Consider the following 20,082-nt stretch of genomic DNA (forward strand, 5'->3'; position numbering starts at 1 on the left):
TGCCATAACATTAGTTATGGCAATCTTAACCTGGAATATCCGTTATGATGCAAAGCACACAACTATCTCTGGCACCTATACGCTGGCGCAAACTAATACCTTTGGCTTTTATTACTTACAGTCTCGCCTATCTGGATCGTGCTAATTATGGGTTTGGCGCAGCGTCTGGCCTGGCTGAAGACCTGAACATTACGCCCGGTATTTCTTCTCTTCTTGGGGCGCTGTTTTTCCTGGGCTACTTCTTTTTTCAGGTGCCGGGCGGAATTTATGCCGAAAAGCGCAGTGCCAAAAAACTTATTTTCTGGAGCTTGATTCTGTGGGGTATTCTCGCGACGGCAACAGGGATGGTCCATGATGTCAAATTTCTTGCCGTTATTCGTTTCCTACTCGGAGTGGCTGAAAGTGTGGTAATGCCTGCGATGCTGGTCTTTTTAAGCCACTGGTTCACGAAAAAAGAACGCTCGAAAGCCAATACTTTCCTTTTTCTTGGCAACCCTATTACGGTGTTATGGATGTCGGTGATATCGGGTTATCTCGTTGATGCTTTCGGTTGGCGCGGGATGTTCATTATCGAAGGTGTTCCGGCAATTATTTGGGCGGCAATATGGTGGTTTATCTTCGTCGATCGTCCAGTCGATGCAAAATGGTTAACCGCTCAGGAAAAGGTTGATATTGAAAAGGCGTTGGCTGAAGAACAAACAAATATTAAAGAAATTAAAAACTATGCTGAGGCCTTCCGTTCTGGAAAAGTATTGTCACTATCCTTTATACACTTTTTCTGGAACATTGGGATGTACGGTTTTATTATGTGGTTGCCTTCTATTCTTAAAACTGCTTCCGGATTGGGTATTGTAGCTACAGGTTGGTTATCAGCAGCACCGTATTTATTAGCCGTGCCGTTAATGTTAACTGCATCGTGGTACTCTGATAAGTTTTTGAATCGTAAAATAATTGTTTTACTATTTCTCAGTCTCGGTGCTGTTTGCTTTATTGGGTCGTTTACTATTGGTGCTTCCAATTTCTGGCTTTCCTATATATTGTTAATGATTGCTGGTGGAGCAATGTATACTCCCTACGGCCCGTTCTTTGCCGCTATCCCAGAAATGATTTCGCGAAACGTAATGGCAGGCGCAATGGCATTTATTGTTAGCTTTGGTGCGCTGGGATCGTTTGTGGGTTCCTGGATTGTCGGCTATCTGAATGGACTCACTGGAGGGCCAGGGGCATCATATATTTTTATGGGTGGCTCGCTTATTCTGGCAGTGTTATTAACATTCATTACTCCGTTTAATAGTAAAGTTCCAAATGGGTCTGGTAAGCTTAACAACCTGCTCGCTAAGTAATGTTTTTCTTTGTAATTGCATTCGGCAGTAATAGCACACTCTTAAAACAGCAGGGCGTTTTATCTATTAAAGTAAGCTCGCATGCTGAATTTTTGATTTAAATAATAAAACGGCAATACAAATTTTTAGTTATATAAATAATTGAATTGAAAAGGGTATTGCCGTTAAAAATAGGTGTGATTATGAAAGCTACAAAGTCAAGACTATTTATTCTTACATTGCTTTTTATTGTAACCGCAATTAATTATATGGATCGTGCTAATCTAGCTGTCGCTGGTACACATATTCAGGAAGACTTTTCTTTGACGCCGACTCAGCTGGGTTTACTGTTTTCTATGTTTACCTGGGCCTATGCTGCGAGCCAGATCCCAGTCGGTTACGTGCTTGATCGTATAGGTTCGAGAATTTTATACGGCGGAGCAATTATTCTGTGGAGTATTTTTACTTTTATGATGGGGTTTGCTTCGCATCACTTATTTGCGACAGCAACGGCGTCTTTTGTTATGCTACTCGCTTGTCGCGCTTTAATTGGCGTTGCAGAGGCTCCCTCTTTTCCGTCAAATACTAAAATTATTGCCACCTGGTTTCCGGACCACGAAAGGGCACGCGCAACGGCAATCTACTCGAGTGCACAATATATTGGTCTGGCGCTCCTGACACCGGCCCTTTCATTCATTGTAGCCAATTACGGCTGGGAGATGTCATTTTATCTTTCCGGCGGTGCTGGAATTTTGTTTGGTATATATTGGCTGATTTACTATCGTGATCCGCAACACAGTACGTCCGTTAACCAATCTGAACTGGATTATATTAAGGCAGGTGGTGGGTATGGTTCAGCCAATCAGTCCTCTGTTAATACTAAAATTAGCTGGCATGACATCCGTTTTATGATGAGTAAAAAAACGATTTGGGGATTGTTTATTACGCAATTTGCCTGCTCCTCAACACTCTATTTCTTTTTGACCTGGTTTATTGTTTATCTTGAAAAAGGGTTGCACCTGTCAATTTCTAAAGCCGGTGTTGGCGCAATGTTGCCCTATATTATGGCGATGTTGGGTGTTCTCTGTGGCGGTACCTTGAGTGACATGTTGCTTAAAAAAGGAAAATCCAGAACCTTTGCCAGAAAGTTACCGGTGATGTGCGGGTTATGTGTGACGATGGTTATCGCGCTGGTTAATTTTTTTGAAGATCAGCCAGTTGTTGCAATTATTATTCTCTCCATTTCCTTTTTTGCTAATGCATTTTCAAATCTGGGATGGGTGGTCTGGAGTGATGTTATTCCGCGAAATTTTTTGGGTACCATGGGCGGTATTCTGAATATTTGTGGGAATCTATCAGGTATTGTCAGCCCAATTGTTATTGGTTTGATTCTCCAGCGTACTCAGAATTTTCAGTATGCCATGTGGTATATCGCAGGCGTCGCTGGGCTAGGGCTTCTGGCCTATATCTTTTTGGTCGGGAAAATAGAGGTCATCCTGCCTGAGAAGGAGAAACAGCAATATTCCAGCGAAAATACTATTAATCCGGCACCCGTAAACAAATAATGAGGTCATCATGAACGGCAAAAAAATTACCTGTAATGCTTGCATGGCACATGCAGAAAAAGATGTACGCTTTGAATCACGCGATATTGAATATGACACAACCCATGTACTGGTTAAAGTCACCTGTGGCGGCATCTGCGGTTCCGATATTCATTATTACCAACATGGGCGTGCAGGGTTGTCTGTTCTTAAACATCCTATGGTGATAGGCCATGAGTTTGTCGGTGTAGTTAGTGAGGCACCAGAGGAAAGTAGCCTGAAGAGTGGGCAGACCGTGGCAGTGAATCCTTCATGCCCGTGTAACCATTGTGAGCAGTGCCTTTCTGGAAAGCAGAATCTATGCAGTACGATGCGCTTTATGGGGAGTGCGCAGTTTGTGCCGCACATTAACGGTGGATTCTCCGATTATGTTGCGGTAAAGCCAGTGCAGTGCATTCCTTATGACAGCCGCATTCCTGCAAACATTATGGCGTTTTCTGAACCCTTAGCGGTAGCCATTCATGCTGTCAATGTGGGTGGCCCACTGACGGGAAAAAAGGTTCTGGTAATTGGTGCGGGTCCTATCGGATGCCTAATCCTTGCTGCTGCCAGAAGTTCCGGCGCGTCAGAACTGGTTGCCTCCGATCTAAGCGCTCGCTCCCGGGAACTTGCACAGCAAATGGGGGCAACGTCGACCATCGATGCGCGTGAAGAGGTGCAAGCGAGATGCTATAAGCAGAACAAGGGCTATTTTGACGTGGTTTTTGAGGCTTCTGGTGCAGCCGCCGCTATCACCTCCACCGTCGATTTTACCCGCCCCGCAGGCGTCATTGTTCAGGTTGGGATGGGGGCTGGCTCGGTTGATTGGCCGATGTCGACTATGCTCGTTAAAGAGATTAGCCTGCGAGGATCTTTCCGGTTTGTCGACGAGTTTGCGGTTGCGGTCCGGTGGCTGGAGGATGGCCGAATCGATCCGCGCCCTTTAATTAGTGCAACGTTTCCTCCCGCCCAGATTGAGCAGGCACTACTCACCGCAACCGATAAAAATGTATCTGCAAAAGTCCTTGTCAACTTTGGCTGATGACCATAAAGCGCCTTCGCGGCGCTTTGTTCTTAAAAGCGAAGTGATATACAATGGACGGCTAAATGCCACCACTCAGGATGCCAAACTTGAGTATAAAATCCATTCAGAAACAGAATGTTGTAAATGAAATTTATGCTCAGATCAGCGCCAAATTACTGGACGGTAGTTGGGCACCTGGCAGTCGGCTTCCCTCTGAGGCTGAGCTAACAACATCATTCAATGTAAGCCGCGTAAGTGTGAGAAGTGCCGTCCAGCGTTTCAGAGATCTTGGCATAGTGGTAACGCGGCAGGGCAGCGGCAGCTACGTTAGCGAAAGCTTTACACCACAAATGTTGAGCAATGATCCCCGGCCCATCATGCATCTCAGCCGTGAGGAGTTTCATGATATGATGATTTTTCGTCAGACCGTTGAGTTTAAATGCGTGGAACTGGCGGTGACCCATGCCACTGAGGAAGACATCAATCGGCTGGAACAGGCGCTGAACAACATGCTTATTAACAAAAGCGATTATAAAAAGTATTCTGAAGCCGACTACGAATTTCACCTTGCCATCGTCAGAGCATCGCACAATAGTGTCTTTTATAATGTGATGAGTTCTATTAAAGATATCTATTATTATTATCTTGAAGAGTTAAACCGTGCGCTGGGTATTACGCTCGAAAGCGTTGAAGCCCATATCAAAGTGTACATGTCGATTAAGAAAAGGGATGCCATCACCGCAGTGAAAGTGCTGAACGAGGCGATGTCAGAAAATATTGATGCTATCGAAAAAATAAAATCGACGGCGGAAGATAAGATTAATCCCTGATCTTTTATGTGTTGTGCCAGTTTCGACGTTTTACCCGAAAAATCAGAAAAGCAGCCCGGCAAGGTGGTGCCGGGCATTAGCTACTCGTAATAATTATAAATCCCAGCGGCTATCACCAACTGTGAGGCCACCTCATGCGCTTTTTCGCGCCCGACCAGCAGATCGATAATCTTCAGGCCGAAATCAATAGACGTGCCTGGTCCCTGGCTGGTTAACAGCTTGACGCGCGCGTCCCATACTACGCGTCGGTCCTGCCATTGCGCTTCGGGAATTTTATCCTTTAACGCCGGGAAGCCGGTCATATTGCCGATGGGGAAAATCTCATGCGGCATCAGTACCGTGGCCGCCGCCGCGCAAATTGCGGCGACAATGCGCCCGGAACGGTGAAATTGCTTCACGGTTTCCACCAGCAGCGGACTGTCGCGAAAACACTCTGCGCCTTTATTGCCGCCGGGCAGAATAATAACGTCGTAATCACCGTCGGCCACTTCCACCAGCGGCGCGTCAGCGAGAATTTTCACCCCGCGTGAGCAGGCGATCGTCAGCTCGCCATTGCTGGCGACGCTGGCAACCGTGACGTTAATACCGCCGCGAACCAGCAGGTCGATAGTGGTAACGGCTTCAATTTCTTCACTACCAGGGGCGAGGCATATCAGTGCCGATGCGCTCATATTCACTCTCCTTTCGTTTTACCTGTTCAAACAGGCGGGTATTTTCCGGGACGCTAATGCCGTGCGCGCGGGCGCGTTTTAACAGATAGCCCGTAATGTAATCAATCTCCGTATGACGTTGACTGCGGATATCCTGCAACATAGAGGAGATATTATCCGCGGTGCTGTCAATGACCTGATAAACATAGTAAAGCAGATTTTCCAGCGAGGTATGAAAGCCCTCGCGCTCCATAACGGCGGCAATCTCCTGACATAGCGATTCAATCACCTCCGGATGGCTACGCAGCTCGCCGTTGCGGCAGTTCCATAGCGCAGTGAGTGGGTTGATGACGCAGTTAACTGCCAGTTTTCCCCACAGCGCTGAGTAGATGTTATTATGCCAGGCGACGTCGGGGAGTACTTTTTGCAGAATGTCTGCAAGTTTACTGTAATCCTTGGGGTAGCTACGCGCAGGGCCAATATGGGTAATCCCGTTAGCCACGTGCACAATGACATTGCCATCATGCCGCGCAGCCTGTGTCGTCGCAGAGACTAACAGCGGTTGTTTCAGGTTACGCAGTTCATCTACAGCACCCATGCCGTTATGGATGAGCAGGATAGGGGATGTTTCAGGAAGTATTGCCGCCAGCGCGCGTACGGCGTCAGACACCTGCCAGGCTTTTAGCGTGACCAGCAGCAAATCGCTTTGCGCGAGAAAATCGGGATCGTTGGCGATCAGGGATTCGTTAACGATTGAACCATCCAGCTCAACCAGATTAACGCTGCAATACGGTTGCGGCACCCGTAACCAGCCCTGCACGTCATGCCCACGTTTACGTAACGCAGTCAGCCATAATTGTCCCAGTGCACCGCATCCGAGTACGGTAATTTTCATTCATCCTCCTCACCTGCCATAAGTCCAGTATAGCGTTTTCAGCTATGCTTTCTGCTCAGAACAAGTTGAGTTATGCCGTGTGGCGGGTATTATGCATCGCAAACAAAACTAAGGGAGAGGAAAAGATGCCATCTTTCGATATTGTCTCTGAAGTTGATCTTCAGGAAGCACGTAACGCGGTAGATAATGCCAGCCGCGAAGTTGAGTCACGCTTTGATTTTCGCAACGTTGAGGCCACATTTGAGCTGAACGATGCGAATAAGACAATCAAGGTGCTGAGCGAATCTGATTTCCAGGTCAATCAGCTACTGGATATTCTGCGGGCCAAGCTACTCAAACGCGGTATTGAAGGGACGTCGCTCGACGTGCCGGAAACGTTCGTTCACAGCGGTAAAACCTGGTTCGTCGAAGCGAAGCTGAAGCAGGGCATTGAAAGCGCGATCCAGAAAAAAATCGTTAAGCTGATTAAAGACAGCAAGCTGAAAGTGCAGGCGCAGATCCAGGGCGAGGAAATTCGTATTACCGGAAAATCCCGCGACGATTTGCAGTCCGTCATGGCGCTGGTGCGCGGCGGCGATCTGGGGCAACCGTTCCAGTTTAAGAACTTCCGCGATTAATTTTTTAGTTACCAGGGACGGTAAAATCCAATGGGTAAACGTCTGGCAGCCTGGCTTGGGTCAGGCGTTTTGCTTGCAGCCATCTTCCTGATGGGCCTCAGCTATTATATTGGCAGTAAACTCATTGCGCCGCATCCGGTCGTAATGCCAGCACATCCTGAGCTACCTTTTGAAAACGTGACGTTATCAACAGCCACTCAAGCGCCTGTCTATGGCTGGTGGCTGCAAAAATCGTCTGATGCTCCCGCCGTTTTGCTTCTTCACAGTGTGCGTAGTAGCCGCCTGGAAATGATCCCCCGCGCGAAGGCGCTATACGATCGCGGCTATTCCGTATTGCTGATTGATTTACCGTCGCACGGTGAAAGTCCAGGCAATGCGATTACCTTTGGTTTTCGTGAAGCTGCGGGTGTGAATAGTGCATGGCATTGGTTATATCAACGTGTGCCCGGCAGCAAAATTGGCGTCATTGGCATCTCTCAGGGGGGCGCAGCGCTTTTAATGAGCGATGTGCGGGGTAAATTTGATGCTGTGGTCCTGGAAATGGTGTATCCCACATTACAACAGGCGGTACATAACCGGGTGGCGATACGTACTGGCGATGCGCTGGCGTCGGTTATCACACCGCTTTTGACTCTGCAACTTAAGCCCCGGCTGGGTTTTTCTGCCGATGCGTTGCGTCCTGTGGACCATATCAATCAGCTCGGTGCGCCGCTATTGATTGTTGCGGGGGCTGACGATCGACATACTCCGCTAATAGAGTTACAACAGATGCTGGCGCGTGCCCACCCGCCGAAATCAATTTGGGTGTTACCGGGCGTTCATCATCAGGATACGTTTGCTCACGATCCTGATGCCTGGAAAAGGCACGTCATTGACTTTTTAGACCATACACTGCGCGGCAATCTGAAGCATCAGCACTAAACAGGCTTTGCCCGCATAAGTTGCTCAATCTCAAAGCGGTTCGTCACTTTACTGTCGATTTTGACGTAAGCTGAATGTTCTTCTTTCACCACCAGCACTTCACTAACGCCTTCTTTGACCAGCAAACGTTCTTTCAATGTTTCATCAGCCGCAACCTCCGGTGGGATTTCTACCCTCAGGCTGCTGACATACGGCGGTTCTTTCATGGTGCTGGCGACCAGTAGCCAGAAGGTAGCGAGTAACGCACCAGCAAGAAACACCGTCTGCGAGTCAAAGAAACCATCCACCCAGCCGCCCAGCGATCCACCGATGGCCACGCCGATAAACTGGCTGGTGGAGTAAACGCCCATTGCCGTACCCTTATAGCCCGCCGGGGACTCTTTGCTGATTAGCGACGGCAGCAGCGCTTCCATTAAATTAAACGCGAGGAAGAAAAGCTGAACGCCCGCGATAATCTCCCAGAAGTGCGGACCTGCGCCCCACAGCACGATTTCGGCAATCAGCAGGACCGCGACGCACACCAGGAATACTCGCTTCATCCGCCGTTTCACTTCGGCATAAATAATAAACGGTACCACGGACACAAATGAGATCAGCATGGTGACCAGGTAAACCTTCCAGTGCTCCGCCGCCGGAAAACCTGCTTCCTCCATCTGGCCGGGGAGGGCGACGAAGGACGACATCAGCAGGATATGCAGGCACATAATGCCGAAGTTGAGCTTTAGCAGCCCAGGCTCCATCAGCACTTTGCTGAAACAACCTTTGACCATCCCGGATTCGCGATTCAGCACGTGACTGGTGCTATTGGGCACCACCCACAATGTCAACGCGATACCGACCGAGGCGAGAATGGCAATCATCCAGAACAGCGCATTCAGCCCGAGCTTATGGGTGATCACCGGCCCCAGTACCATGGCAATGGCAAAGGTAACGCCAAAGCTGACGCCAATAAATGCCATCGCTTTGGTGCGGTTCTGTTCGCGGGTTAAATCAGAAAGCAGCGCCATCACCGCCGCGGCAATCGCGCCGGAGCCTTGCAGGGCGCGCCCAAGAATAATGCCCCAGATGGACGTGGAGAGCGCGGCAATGATGCTGCCGACAATAAAAATCGCCAGCCCGCCAACGATTAAGGGCTTACGGCCAATACGGTCGGAAAGCAGACCAAAAGGGATCTGAAAGACGGCCTGCGCCAGCCCGTAGATGCCAATCGCCAGACCAATCAGGGCTTCGCTTGCGCCCTGCAGGGCCATGCCGTAAGTGGTCAGAACCGGCAGGACCATAAACATGCCGAGCATACGCAGGGAGAAAACGGTCCCCAAACCCCAGGTGGCGCGTAATTCGCCCGGCGTCATTTTATAATCGTTCATTACTACCTCAATGTCAGAGCCGGACATAGTGTAATACGTGAATGAGAACAGGTAAATAAATGGTTAATTAATAAATATTACATTAAGTTAATGTAAAGCATTTGTGATTCTTAAATATGCTGCTGGAGGAATAGTGCTTTTTGATAAGGCGTTATTCAAAAATATTTTAGTGAGGCTTTATGTTGTCAGTTTGTTATTAATAAATGATGAGTTGCCCTTTAGTAAGAACGTTAACAGGTTTCCCAGATTGACTTTGATAAAGTGACGCCCATTCATTAAACGCTTTATTTTAGCGATCATATCTTTCTTTACGCTCCTGCCATTTTATTTCTTATCAAACACTTAGCAGAAAAATAATGATGACTGTCACATTATTTAATCAACTGCCTTGTCAGTTTTTTGGGGCGGGATTAATTTGCTAACTCGAGTTAGCAATGGGTTTTAGGGCGTCTTTTCTGACGACCTCGGTGAAAAATACGTAATTTTTATCTGCCAATGGACGGAGGCGATGGATATGTCAGTAGAAAAAATCGGTTTTATGCAGGATTTATGTCGGGTGAAAAAGGCAGCCAGCGGGCGGGTATCAAGCTGGGATCAAAGTGGCCGTAATCAGGATTACTGGATGATACCGGCGGGTGAAACGGTCAGGCTGGCTGATATAAGCGGTAGCGGTTGTATAACGCATATCTGGATGACCCAATTTTGTCGGCGTATTAAAGGGCCTGGTCTCATTGATCCTACATTAGGGCAATATGTTGCGCCCATTAATGAAATCAATAACGCGCTGGGCGTCAGTTGGGAAGAGCATGATGAAGCCTATTACCGTAAAGTACTGCTGAAATTTTATTGGGATAACCAGACGGAACCTTCTGTCATTGTTCCGCTGGGCGATTTTTTCTGTATAGGGCATTCGATCCCGGCCAGCTTTACATCGCTCCCTTTTATGGTCTCCTGTCGCCCTGAGGAAAACTATAAGCCCGGCGCAACGGCGGCCTGTAATTGCTATCTGCCGATGCCGTTCAATGAGCGGGCAATTATTGAAGTGGAAAATCAGAACGATATTCCTTACGGGCAATATTTTAATATTGATTTTGAGTTTTATCCGGAAAAACACGCTGCCGATGTGGCTTATTTTCACGCATGGTGGAAACGTGAAAACCCCTGCAAAGGCTGGGCACCTGAGTTACAGGTTAATAGTCCGGAAGTGAATATTGCTAACGAAACTGGCGATAATAATTATGTCCTTCTCGATATTGACGGTGAAGGACACTATATCGGCTGTAACCTTTCCGTCCGTCATCGCCAGTCTACGTGGTGGGGAGAAGGGGACGAAATGATATTCATTGATGACGATCCTGCCTGGCCACCAACCATTCACGGTACCGGCACCGAGGATTATTTTAATCATGCATGGGGAATGCAGAATACGTCTGCGCCTTTTATTGGTTCCTGTTTGCATGATTCTCACATTGCGGGTTTCCAGACCAGCTATCGTTTTCACATTACCGATCCGGTGCATTTTAAGAAACGTATTCGGGTGACGATGGAGCATGGCCATGCTAATCATCTGGCAGATGACTGGGCTTCCACGGTGTACTGGTATCAAAAATTGCCTTCCCCGTCGCTCACCATGCAACCTGTCGGGGAGCGTATCCCTGCTAAGCCTGGTGAACCTTTCGCACCACTGGAAAACATCTCTTTAAGCCCGCAGATGCTGGAACGTAAAGAAAATGCTCGCCAACGTTTAAATGTCTGGCAGGAAAAAAGACAGGCAGAGGTAGATAAAAAAATTATCGCAACATATACCAAGTCGGAAAAAAATAAAATCGTCAGTCCTTTTAGTCATAAATAACTATTAAGGCATACGTGCCAACATTTAACGGCCAGCGATTAATTCGCTGGCAGATACGTATGCCTGTATCAATCTCCTCCTGATTACGGGAATAAGCATTATGAGCTTACGTTTATCGGTTCTCGAAAAGAGCGCGTATGGCGCTGGCGATATGGCGCTGACAATATCCATTATTTCAGCGTCTATCCTGATTTATGCTTTTTTGGTTCAGGTCGTTGGTTTAACCCCAGTCGATGCTGGTTGGATTTTAATGATTGTCAGGACAATTGATGCGGTATCCGATCCATTAATGGGGATTTTAACCAGCAAATTTCGCACGCGGCTGGGACGTTACCGGCATTGGTTAATCATTGGTGCATTACCTTTCGGTATTTCATTATGGCTACTGTTTACCACCTTCGGCCAGACCTACGGTGAGAAAATGGCATGGTCTACCGGGGTTTATATATTTAACAGTCTTTCTTTTACCGTACTGGCGATTCCGTATATTTCGTTGATCGGCGTTATAACACCCGATCCGCAAGAGCGTCTTAATGCTAACGCTTTCCGCTTTCCGATGGCAAAAGTCGCCACGCTGATCGTCTCAACGCTGGTGCCGTGGTGGGTGACACAGGGCAATGATCCACGTAACAGTTATGCTATTGCTTTTTCAGTGGTTGGTGCGATAAGCGTTGTCATAATGCTTTTTTGCGCCTTCAACGTGAAAGAACGTGTTATCAAGACCGAGGCTGCTGAACCGCTGGCGCGCCAAATCAAAGGGCTTTTAAAAAACGATCAATGGCAGGTTATCAGCCTTGCGATGATCGTCCTGTTTATTGGATTTCTGGTTAATGGCAGCGTGGCGATTTTATATGCCAAAGAATTTGCCGGTGCCAGCGATGGGATCGGGATTGCCCTGTTTATGAGTATGGGATCGGTCGGGGGAATTATTGGACCGCTGGTATCAACCTGGCTTACCCGCTTTTATTGCAAAGTCAAAGTGTTCCGCTATTCCATGTATGCGTCAGCACTGGTATCCGTTCTTGCCTGGTGGATGGTCGGGCAGGGTAATATTTATGGCGCGACGATCTTCTATTTGCTCTGTTCAATCGTATCGCAAATTAATACGCCAATCCTTTGGTCTTCTATAACCGAGGCATCTGAGTATGGATTATGCAAAACCGGAATTGATGCTTCCGGCCTGGCGATTGGCATGATCTCATTTTGTCAGAAGTTGGGCATGGGAATTGCCGGACCTGTTACTGGCTATCTGCTGGCATGGGTTGGCTATACTGCTTCAGGCGCGCAGAATACGCAGGCCATTGCCGGGCTGTCATGGATAATGCTGCTGGTGCCAGCGGTTTTCTATCTTCTGACAGGGATCATCATGCGCTACTATGTGATCAATAATGACTACTACTCGCAAATGATGCGTGCAGGTAAGATCCCAATGCCTGAACAGACAACGCGTAAAGCCGAAGTGAAATAATCGATAGTAAACCGGCGTGACACGTCCTGCCACGCCGGAATACGTCAGCCGTGGCGTTTACGAATAATCGGTTTCATCGGGACTTTTATCGTTTCACATCCCGGTCGGTCATCAAGCGCTTGTTGCATCAGTTCAAAGGCGTTTTCTGCCCAGCGATCTTCATCCTGCTGCATCGACCAGACGTTGTTTGCCAGAAAGCCCAGCATGGGGTGCTCATCGAAAGTAGCAATATTTATATCGGCCGGAATAAAACCAAATTGTTGCCGCAGCGCTTCAATCGCGCCTTCCAGAACAGGTAAAGATGAGGCGATGAACGCATGCGGCTTGCCGTGATCTTTTAATAGCTGATTCATCAACAAGTACCCTCCATCATGGGAGTTTCCCGAACCCGTCAGTACCCAATTATTGGCGACTACATTGTGCTTTTTCAGCGCGTTCTGATAACCCTCAATACGCTCACGAATACTCGGTAACTGAGGATCGCCGACCAAAAACCACAACGGCAACTGCCCTGCGTTCAGTATGCAGTCAGCGAGCATTTCGCCGCCAGCATAGTTATGGCTCTCAACCAGCGGTGTCGTGGTGGCACTAAAATCGCGGTCGAGCAGGACCACCGGTTTTTTGACGAGGCGCAGGTGGTGCTGTTGGTTCTCAAGCGTAGCGGGGACGATAAATAACCCATCAACATTACGGGCGACAAGCGACTTAACCAGTTTGTTTTCGTACTCCACGTCATCGTAGGTACACGTAATCATTAATTGATAGCCAGAACGACGGCAGCGTAGCTCCAGCTTTTCTGCCAGCGTGGCAAAAAAGACGTTTGAAATGTTAGGGACAATTAACCCCAGCGTATCTGTTTTGTTCAGTTTCAGGCTACGGGCGGAATGATTAAGAATGTAGCCATAGCTCTCAACGTGAGCATTGATTCGCGCTTGTGTTTTAGCGCTGATGCGATATTGCTCCGCTTTTCCGCTAAGCACTAACCGAACGGTGGTTACGGATAAGTTCAAGTCATTGGCAATCTGTTCAACTGTTTTGGCCATCTCTGCCGGTCTCTATCTCATTCATTATCGTAAAAAATTTAACCCTTATCCGCTCAGTATACCCTTTATCGGCACGTACTGTGCTCAGAGAGTGGGATGTGATATTGCTCACAACGTTGAGCCGAAACTGTTGTGTTCTCAGCGTCCTAATTTATATGCTAACTCGAGTTAGCATGGGTTTTATTGCTGGGATTACGGATGTTAAGGAGCAATGATGGAAAATAAAAAGGTATTGCCGCGAGTGGGTATTCGCCCGGTTATTGATGGACGGCGAATGGGTATTCGCGAATCGCTTGAAGAACAGACAATGGCGATGGCGCACGCGGCGGCCAATCTGATCGCGCAGAAACTGCGCCATGCTTGTGGAAGTGCGATTGAATGTGTCATCGCCGATACCTGCATAGCGGGACTGACAGAGGCAGCCGCTTGTGAGGAAAAATTCGCGGCGCAACGTGTCGGATTAACCCTGACGGTGACCCCGTGCTGGTGTTACGGTAGCGAAACCATTGATATGGAGCCGCAACGGCCGAAGGCAATTTGGGGATTCAACGGTACAGAGCGTCCGGGTGCCGTTTATCTGGCCGCCGCGCTTGCTGCGCACAATCAGAAAGGGCTGCCCGCTTTTGCTATCTATGGGCAGGACGTTCAGGATGCAGATGATGACGTCATTCCGGCGGATGTGGAGGAGAAAATCCTGCGTTTTGTTCGTGCCGGGTTGACGGTAGCAACGTTGAAAGGGAAAAGCTATCTCTCACTGGGCGGCGTCTCAATGGGAATAGCGGGTTCGATCGTCGATCACGCATTTTTTGAATCCTGGCTGGGAATGAAGGTGCAGGCAGTGGATATGACGGAATTGCGACGTCGTATTGATCATAAAATTTATGATTCGCAGGAGCTGGAACTGGCGCTGGCCTGGGCGCAAAAATACTTCCATTTTGGCGAAGATAAAAATACCCCGGCGCTGCGTTTCAGCGCAGAGCAACATCAGCATGTATTGCGTGAGAGTTTACTGATTGCAATATGTATCCGCGACATGATGCAGGGCAACAGCACGCTTGCCGGGATTGGTCGTGAAGAAGAAGCGCTGGGTTACAACGCTATCGCTGCGGGCTTTCAGGGGCAGCGTCACTGGAGCGATCAATATCCTAATGCCGATATGGCGGAGGCATTACTCAACAGTTCCTTTGACTGGAACGGCGTGCGACAGCCGACTATTCTGGCAACGGAAAATGACAGTCTTAACGGTGTGACGATGCTTTTTGGCCATCTGCTGACAGGAACAGCGCAGATCTTTGCTGATGTCAGAACCTACTGGTCACCAGCAGCCGTCGAGCGTGTGACCGGGCACATATTGTCCGGACATGCTTCACAGGGGATTATTCATTTAATTAATTCTGGATCGGCCGCACTGGATGGTTCAGGACAACAGACCTCGTTTTCCGGCCAGCCGACCATCAAACCGCACTGGGAGGTGACGCAGCAGGAGGCCGACGCCTGCCTTAATGCGACCACCTGGTTTCCGGGATTGCGCGAATATTTCCGTGGCGGCGGCTATTCCTCCCGTTTTCTGAGCCGTGGCGGTATTCCCTTTACTATGACCCGAATTAACTTGATTGCAGGTCTGGGGCCGGTGTTACAAATTGCCGAAGGCTGGAGCGTGGAATTACCACCAGAAGTGCATGACACCCTTGATCAGCGTACCGATCCGGGCTGGCCAACCACCTGGTTTGCGCCAAGACTGACAGGGCAGGGGGCTTTCCGGGACGTCTATTCGGTCATGGCGAACTGGGGAGCAAATCATGGTGTGCTAACCGCAGGTCACGTTGGCGCGGACTTTGTGACCCTGGCATCAATGCTACGTATCCCGGTTTGCATGCATAATCTCGAAGACACCGACATCTACCGTCCTTCTGCCTGGGCGGCGCATGGTATGGACGGTGAAGGGCAGGATTATCGGGCCTGTCAGAATTATGGCCCCTTATACAAGCGTTAAAAAATGGAGTTTCGCTATGCTTAAAAACATCTCGCCATTACTCTCGCCGACGCTTTTAAAAACGCTCGCGGAGATGGGACATGGTGATGAAATCCTGTTAGCAGATGCGCACTTTCCCGCTCACTCACTCGGCGCAAGGGTTATCCGGGCTGACGGATTGTCGGTGAGTCAGCTGCTGGGGGCGATGATGCCGTTAATCGATCTGGATGATCGCGTTGAACCGTTGGTGATGATGGCGTTTGATGCCGGCTGGGTGGATGAGGGGCACGTACAGTTGCGATACAGCGAGGTGCTTTATCCATTCTGTGATGAGGTCCGCATTACGCGAATCGATCGTGAGGCTTTTTATGCCCGGGCGCGTCAGGCTTACGCTATCGTCCTTACGGGGGAGACCGCAGCGTACGGAAATCTGATTTTGAGAAAGGGAGTGACGCTATAAAGTAAAAAGGCATAGCTTGCGCTATGCCTTCAGGCTGCTGGCAAACGTTATACTGTGGAATGATGCCTGGCGGCGCTTCGCTTGCACAGGCCTACGGGTTACGCCTGACGTATTGATATTTTTGACGGTAGGCCGGGTAAGGCGAAGCCGCCACCCGGCATAGTTGTTTCACAGAATAACGTTTGTTAGCCATAAAAAAATCCGCCGAAGCGGATTTTTTTATGTTCATCCTGTCTTACCAGACGTAAGCCAGCAAACTGTGTGAATCCGGCACCATAAAGTCCACGGACATCATCACGCTGAGCGCGGTAATGGCGATGATGGAAAAGCCGAACAGCTTGCGCGCCCAGACTTTATCATCTTCCACTTTATAACCGCGCAGCGCCATCCCCAGCCACCAGACGCTGACCGCCGCCGCGACGATCAGATACTTATACCCGGCATAACCGCCCAGGGTCAGCATCAGCGTCGCTACCGCGAAGGCGATGATGTACAGCGTAATGTGGTTTTTGGCTACTGAAATGCCTTTCACCACCGGCAGGACCGGAATGTTCGCCGCCTGATAATCCTTAAAGCGGAAAATCGCAATGGCGTAGGAGTGAGGCATCTGCCACAGGCTGAAAATTGCCAGCAGAATAGCCGCACCGCTGTCGAACTGGTTGGCAACCGCGCAGTAGCCAATCACCGGCGGCGCTGCGCCGGAGAGAGAGCCAATCAGCGTGCCGTAAACCGAGTGACGTTTCATATACAGGCTATACACGCCCACATATACCACGAAACCCATAACCCCCAGCCAGCAGGCCAGCGGATTGGCACCGAACCACAGCAGCATAAAGCCAGCAATACCCAACAAGGTGGCGTACACCAGCGAGACTTTTGGCGAGATCAGCCCCTTGACCAGCACCCGGTTTTTCGTCCGCTCCATCTTACGATCGATGTCGCGGTCGATATAGTTGTTGAAAACACAACCAGAGGCGACCACCAGAGATACGCCAAGCAGCGTATAGATGAATAGCGGATAGTTAATGCTGCCCTTAGAGGCCAGCAGGAATCCGCCGATCACCGAGATCAGGTTGCCAAAAATGATGCCTGGTTTTGTGACTTGCAGGTATTGCTTAAACATACTCGCCGCTCTTAGTGAAGCATCATGTTGTAGTTGAGGTTCCACATAATCCAGATTGAACCCACTACCAGGATGGCGATAATAATCACGGTAAAGACAAAGGCCGTCAGGTTCCAGCGCTCCTCAGATGAGGTGTTCATGTGCAGGAAGCAGACCAGATGTACCAGAATCTGTACCACTGCGGTAACCAGAATGGTCCCGAGGATCGCACCGTGCGAGATGGCACCGCTCATCACCAGCCAGAACGGGATCACCGTCAGGATGATCGACAGGATAAATCCCGTCATGTAGGTTTTTACGCTGCCGTGGGACGCGCCGTTGTGATCGGTTGAATGACTCATTACATCGCCCCCATCAGATAAACTACAGAGAACACACAGATCCACACCACGTCGAGGAAGTGCCAGAACAGGCTCAGGCACATAATACGGGTGCGGTTCGTGCTGGTCAGCCCGCGACGGGACACCTGGAACATCAGGATCGCCATCCATACCAGGCCGGAGGTTACGTGCAGACCGTGCGTCCCGACCAGCGCAAAGAACGCTGACAGGAAGCCGCTGCGGTCAGGACCGAAACCTTCAGCAATCAGGTGATGGAATTCATAGATTTCCATTCCCACGAACCCGGCACCAAACAAGAAGGTGAGGGCAAGCCAGGTGATCACCTGGCTTTTGTTGTTTTTGTGCATGGCGATCGCCGCCATGCCGTAGGTGATGGAGCTAAACAACAGCAGGAAGGTCTCTACCAGCACGAACGGCAGTTCAAAAATGTCCTTGCCGGTCGGGCCGCCCGCGGTGCCGTTAACCAGCACCGCATAGGTTGCGAACAGGCATGAGAACAGAATGCAGTCGCTCATCAGGTAGATCCAGAAACCGAACACTTTGTTCGATCCTGCATCGTGGTGCCCATGGTCATGCGCATGGGCCGTCGTTTGATTAAAGGTGCTCGTTGCCATTATTTCAGCCCTGCCTTAGTGATTTCATCGAAATGCTGGTTTTCCAGTTTTTCGACTTCCGCTACCGGCACGTAATAATCCACGTCTTCGTCAAAGCTTTTCACAATCCAGCTAATGATCATGCCGGCGAAGCTTGCGATAGCCAGCCACCAGATATGCCAGATCATGGCGAAACCAAACAGCGTCGTGAAGGCAGCAATAATGATGCCCGCGCCGGTGTTTTTCGGCATATGAATCTCTTCATAATGCTGCGGTTTTTGGTACGCTTCGCCTTTGTCTTTCATTTCCCAGAAAGCATCACGCTCATGAACGTGCGGCACGACGGCAAAGTTATAGAACGGCGGCGGAGAAGAGGTTGACCACTCCAGCGTACGGCCACCCCACGGATCGCCCGTCAGGTCACGGTTCAGATCGCGGTCGCGGATAGAGACGTAGAACTGAATCAGCTGGCAGAGAATACCGCAGGCAATCAGCGCCGCACCGCCCGCTGCAATCATCAGCATCGGATGGAACTGCGGGTCGATTTGCTGGCTCAGACGACGGGTCATCCCCATGAAGCCCAGCACGTACAGCGGCATAAAGGCCACGAAGAAACCAATAATCCAGAACCAGAAAGCACGTTTACCCCAGGTTTCGTTCAGGGTAAAACCGAAGGCTTTCGGCCACCAGTAGGTCAGACCGGCGAAGCAGCCGAACACCACACCACCGATAATCACGTTATGGAAGTGGGCAATCAGGAACAGACTGTTATGCAGCACAAAGTCTGCGCCCGGCACTGCCAGCAGAACGCCGGTCATACCGCCCACCGAGAAGGTGACGATAAAGCCGATGGTCCACATCATTGCCGTATTGAACTGGATACGTCCCTGATACATGGTGAACAGCCAGTTGAAGATTTTCACCCCGGTCGGGATGGCGATGATCATAGTCGTAATACCAAAGAAGGCGTTAACGTTGGCACCCGCACCCATGGTGAAGAAGTGGTGCAGCCAGACGATGAACGACAGGATGGTAATACAGACGGTTGCCCACACCAGCGAGGTGTAGCCGAACAGACGTTTACGCGAGAAGGTGGCTGCGATTTCCGAGAATACCCCGAAGACCGGCAGAACCAGGATGTACACTTCCGGATGGCCCCAGGCCCAGATCAGGTTGATGTACATCATCATGTTGCCGCCCATATCGTTGGTAAAGAAATGGGTACCGATATAGCGGTCAAGAGTCAGCAACGCGACGGTGACGGTCAGGATCGGGAACGAGACGATAATCAGGATGTTCGCGCACAGCGACGCCCAGGTAAATACCGGCATTTTGAACATCGTCATGCCCGGCGCACGCATGCGCAGGATGGTGACGAAGAAGTTAATCCCGGTCAGCGTCGTCCCGATACCCGAGAGCTGTAGGCTCCAGATCCAGTAATCGACCCCCACGCTTGGACTGTACTCTATTCCCGACAACGGCGGGTACGCCAGCCAGCCGGTCTGTGCGAATTCGCCCACGCCCAGCGACAGGTTTACCAGAATGACCCCAACCACCGTGAACCAGAAGCTCAGGTTGTTCAGGAACGGGAACGCTACGTCACGCGCACCGATCTGCAACGGAACCACCAGGTTCATCAGACCGATAACGAACGGCATTGCCACGAAGAAAATCATGATCACACCGTGCGCGGTGAAGACCTGATCGTAGTGGTGGGGCGGCAGGAAGCCTGCTTCCCCGGCAGAGGCCAGCGCCTGCTGGCTACGCATCATAATGGCATCGGCAAAGCCACGCAGCAGCATAACAATCGCCACGATGACATACATGATACCGAGTCGTTTGTGGTCAACAGACGTGAGCCACTCTTTCCATAGCCAGGACCACTTACCGAAGTAAGTGATCGCGGCTAATACCGCCAGACCGCCGACGATAATGGCCGCGATCGTAACCATGATAATAGGTTCATGGTACGGCACTGCATCCAGTGTAAGTTTTCCGAACATCGTTTTCTTCCTCGGCCC

The 20,082-nt window shown here is 49.8% G+C and carries 18 protein-coding genes; 10 read left to right on the forward strand and 8 right to left on the reverse strand.

The genetic code is table 11. The features are described from left to right. Positions 1-44: 44 nt before the first annotated feature. The 4 genes from CHU32_RS07525 (at position 45) to CHU32_RS07540 (ending at position 4,759) form a co-directional block, all read left to right on the forward strand. On the forward strand, positions 45-1,343 hold the full coding sequence (locus tag CHU32_RS07525) for an MFS transporter (protein WP_425444882.1): 1,299 nt from the start codon (positions 45-47) through the stop codon (positions 1,341-1,343). Between the two features lie 182 nt (positions 1,344-1,525). After that, positions 1,526-2,887 (forward strand): MFS transporter, encoded by a 1,362-nt coding sequence (locus CHU32_RS07530; RefSeq protein ID WP_103674897.1) that lies wholly within the window; start codon positions 1,526-1,528, stop codon positions 2,885-2,887. Between the two features lie 10 nt (positions 2,888-2,897). After that, a complete protein-coding gene (idnD, locus tag CHU32_RS07535; protein ID WP_103674898.1) occupies positions 2,898-3,947 on the forward strand; it encodes an L-idonate 5-dehydrogenase in 1,050 nt (349 codons plus the stop codon). A gap of 89 nt (positions 3,948-4,036) precedes the next feature. Continuing rightward, positions 4,037-4,759 (forward strand): FadR/GntR family transcriptional regulator, encoded by a 723-nt coding sequence (locus CHU32_RS07540; RefSeq protein ID WP_103674899.1) that lies wholly within the window; start codon positions 4,037-4,039, stop codon positions 4,757-4,759. Positions 4,760-4,839: 80 nt separating this feature from the next. Here the strand turns inward: CHU32_RS07540 and yajL are convergent, their stop codons facing one another. Together yajL and panE are read right to left on the reverse strand one after the other, a co-directional pair. Next, the gene (yajL, locus tag CHU32_RS07545) at positions 4,840-5,430 is read right to left on the reverse strand and encodes a protein deglycase YajL (RefSeq protein ID WP_103674900.1); all 591 of its coding nucleotides are present in this window, start codon (positions 5,428-5,430) and stop codon (positions 4,840-4,842) included. Further along, a complete protein-coding gene (gene panE / locus CHU32_RS07550) occupies positions 5,393-6,304 on the reverse strand; it encodes a 2-dehydropantoate 2-reductase (protein ID WP_103674901.1) in 912 nt (303 codons plus the stop codon). Before panE ends, yajL begins: the two co-directional genes overlap by 38 nt. A 125-nt stretch (positions 6,305-6,429) precedes the next feature. On the opposite strand from panE, the gene CHU32_RS07555 reads away from it, so the two are divergent. Together CHU32_RS07555 and CHU32_RS07560 are read left to right on the forward strand one after the other, a co-directional pair. Continuing rightward, on the forward strand, positions 6,430-6,921 hold the full coding sequence (locus tag CHU32_RS07555) for a YajQ family cyclic di-GMP-binding protein (protein WP_103674902.1): 492 nt from the start codon (positions 6,430-6,432) through the stop codon (positions 6,919-6,921). 30 nt (positions 6,922-6,951) lie between these two features. Then, positions 6,952-7,842: an alpha/beta hydrolase gene (locus CHU32_RS07560; protein WP_103674903.1), complete on the forward strand. Its 891-nt coding sequence runs from the start codon at positions 6,952-6,954 to the stop codon at positions 7,840-7,842. Here CHU32_RS07560 and CHU32_RS07565 read toward each other — a convergent pair. Continuing rightward, positions 7,839-9,209, reverse strand: a complete 1,371-nt coding sequence (locus CHU32_RS07565; RefSeq protein ID WP_103674904.1) for an MFS transporter — start codon at positions 9,207-9,209, stop codon at positions 7,839-7,841. The two genes, CHU32_RS07560 and CHU32_RS07565, sit on opposite strands and share 4 nt — an antisense overlap. A gap of 514 nt (positions 9,210-9,723) precedes the next feature. Between CHU32_RS07565 and CHU32_RS07570 the strand changes: the two genes are divergently transcribed. Continuing rightward, the gene (locus CHU32_RS07570) at positions 9,724-11,061 is read left to right on the forward strand and encodes a glycoside hydrolase family 172 protein (RefSeq protein ID WP_103675056.1); all 1,338 of its coding nucleotides are present in this window, start codon (positions 9,724-9,726) and stop codon (positions 11,059-11,061) included. 100 nt (positions 11,062-11,161) lie between these two features. Further along, entirely contained in the window at positions 11,162-12,529 is a 1,368-nt protein-coding gene (locus tag CHU32_RS07575; RefSeq protein WP_103674905.1) for an MFS transporter, read from the forward strand. Positions 12,530-12,573: 44 nt separating this feature from the next. Here CHU32_RS07575 and CHU32_RS07580 read toward each other — a convergent pair whose 3' ends face one another. Next, complete coding sequence (locus tag CHU32_RS07580; RefSeq protein WP_103674906.1) at positions 12,574-13,572, reverse strand: LacI family DNA-binding transcriptional regulator; 999 nt, start codon at positions 13,570-13,572, stop codon at positions 12,574-12,576. A 214-nt stretch (positions 13,573-13,786) separates the two neighbouring features. Here CHU32_RS07580 and CHU32_RS07585 point away from each other — a divergent pair, with 214 nt between their 5' ends. Together CHU32_RS07585 and fucU are read left to right on the forward strand one after the other, a co-directional pair. Continuing rightward, a complete protein-coding gene (locus tag CHU32_RS07585; RefSeq protein ID WP_103674907.1) occupies positions 13,787-15,565 on the forward strand; it encodes an L-fucose isomerase in 1,779 nt (592 codons plus the stop codon). A gap of 16 nt (positions 15,566-15,581) precedes the next feature. Next, positions 15,582-16,004, forward strand: a complete 423-nt coding sequence (gene fucU / locus CHU32_RS07590; RefSeq protein WP_103674908.1) for an L-fucose mutarotase — start codon at positions 15,582-15,584, stop codon at positions 16,002-16,004. 235 nt (positions 16,005-16,239) lie between these two features. Here fucU and cyoE read toward each other — a convergent pair whose 3' ends face one another. From cyoE to cyoB, 4 genes are read right to left on the reverse strand one after another with little or no spacing between them, the layout of a single operon-like run. After that, the gene (cyoE, locus tag CHU32_RS07595; RefSeq protein ID WP_103674909.1) at positions 16,240-17,127 is read right to left on the reverse strand and encodes a heme o synthase; all 888 of its coding nucleotides are present in this window, start codon (positions 17,125-17,127) and stop codon (positions 16,240-16,242) included. A gap of 11 nt (positions 17,128-17,138) precedes the next feature. Further along, positions 17,139-17,468, reverse strand: a complete 330-nt coding sequence (locus CHU32_RS07600) for a cytochrome o ubiquinol oxidase subunit IV (RefSeq protein WP_103674910.1) — start codon at positions 17,466-17,468, stop codon at positions 17,139-17,141. Continuing rightward, positions 17,468-18,082 carry a cytochrome o ubiquinol oxidase subunit III gene (locus CHU32_RS07605; protein ID WP_103674911.1) on the reverse strand — a complete coding sequence of 205 codons (615 nt, stop codon included), beginning with the start codon at positions 18,080-18,082 and terminating at the stop codon, positions 17,468-17,470. Before CHU32_RS07605 ends, CHU32_RS07600 begins: the two co-directional genes overlap by 1 nt. Next, complete coding sequence (gene cyoB / locus CHU32_RS07610; RefSeq protein ID WP_103674912.1) at positions 18,082-20,064, reverse strand: cytochrome o ubiquinol oxidase subunit I; 1,983 nt, start codon at positions 20,062-20,064, stop codon at positions 18,082-18,084. Before cyoB ends, CHU32_RS07605 begins: the two co-directional genes overlap by 1 nt. Between the last annotated feature and the right edge of the window lie 18 nt (positions 20,065-20,082).

Origin of the sequence: Superficieibacter electus, from assembly GCF_002915575.1 — a bacterium.
Classification (GTDB): domain Bacteria; phylum Pseudomonadota; class Gammaproteobacteria; order Enterobacterales; family Enterobacteriaceae; genus Superficieibacter; species Superficieibacter electus.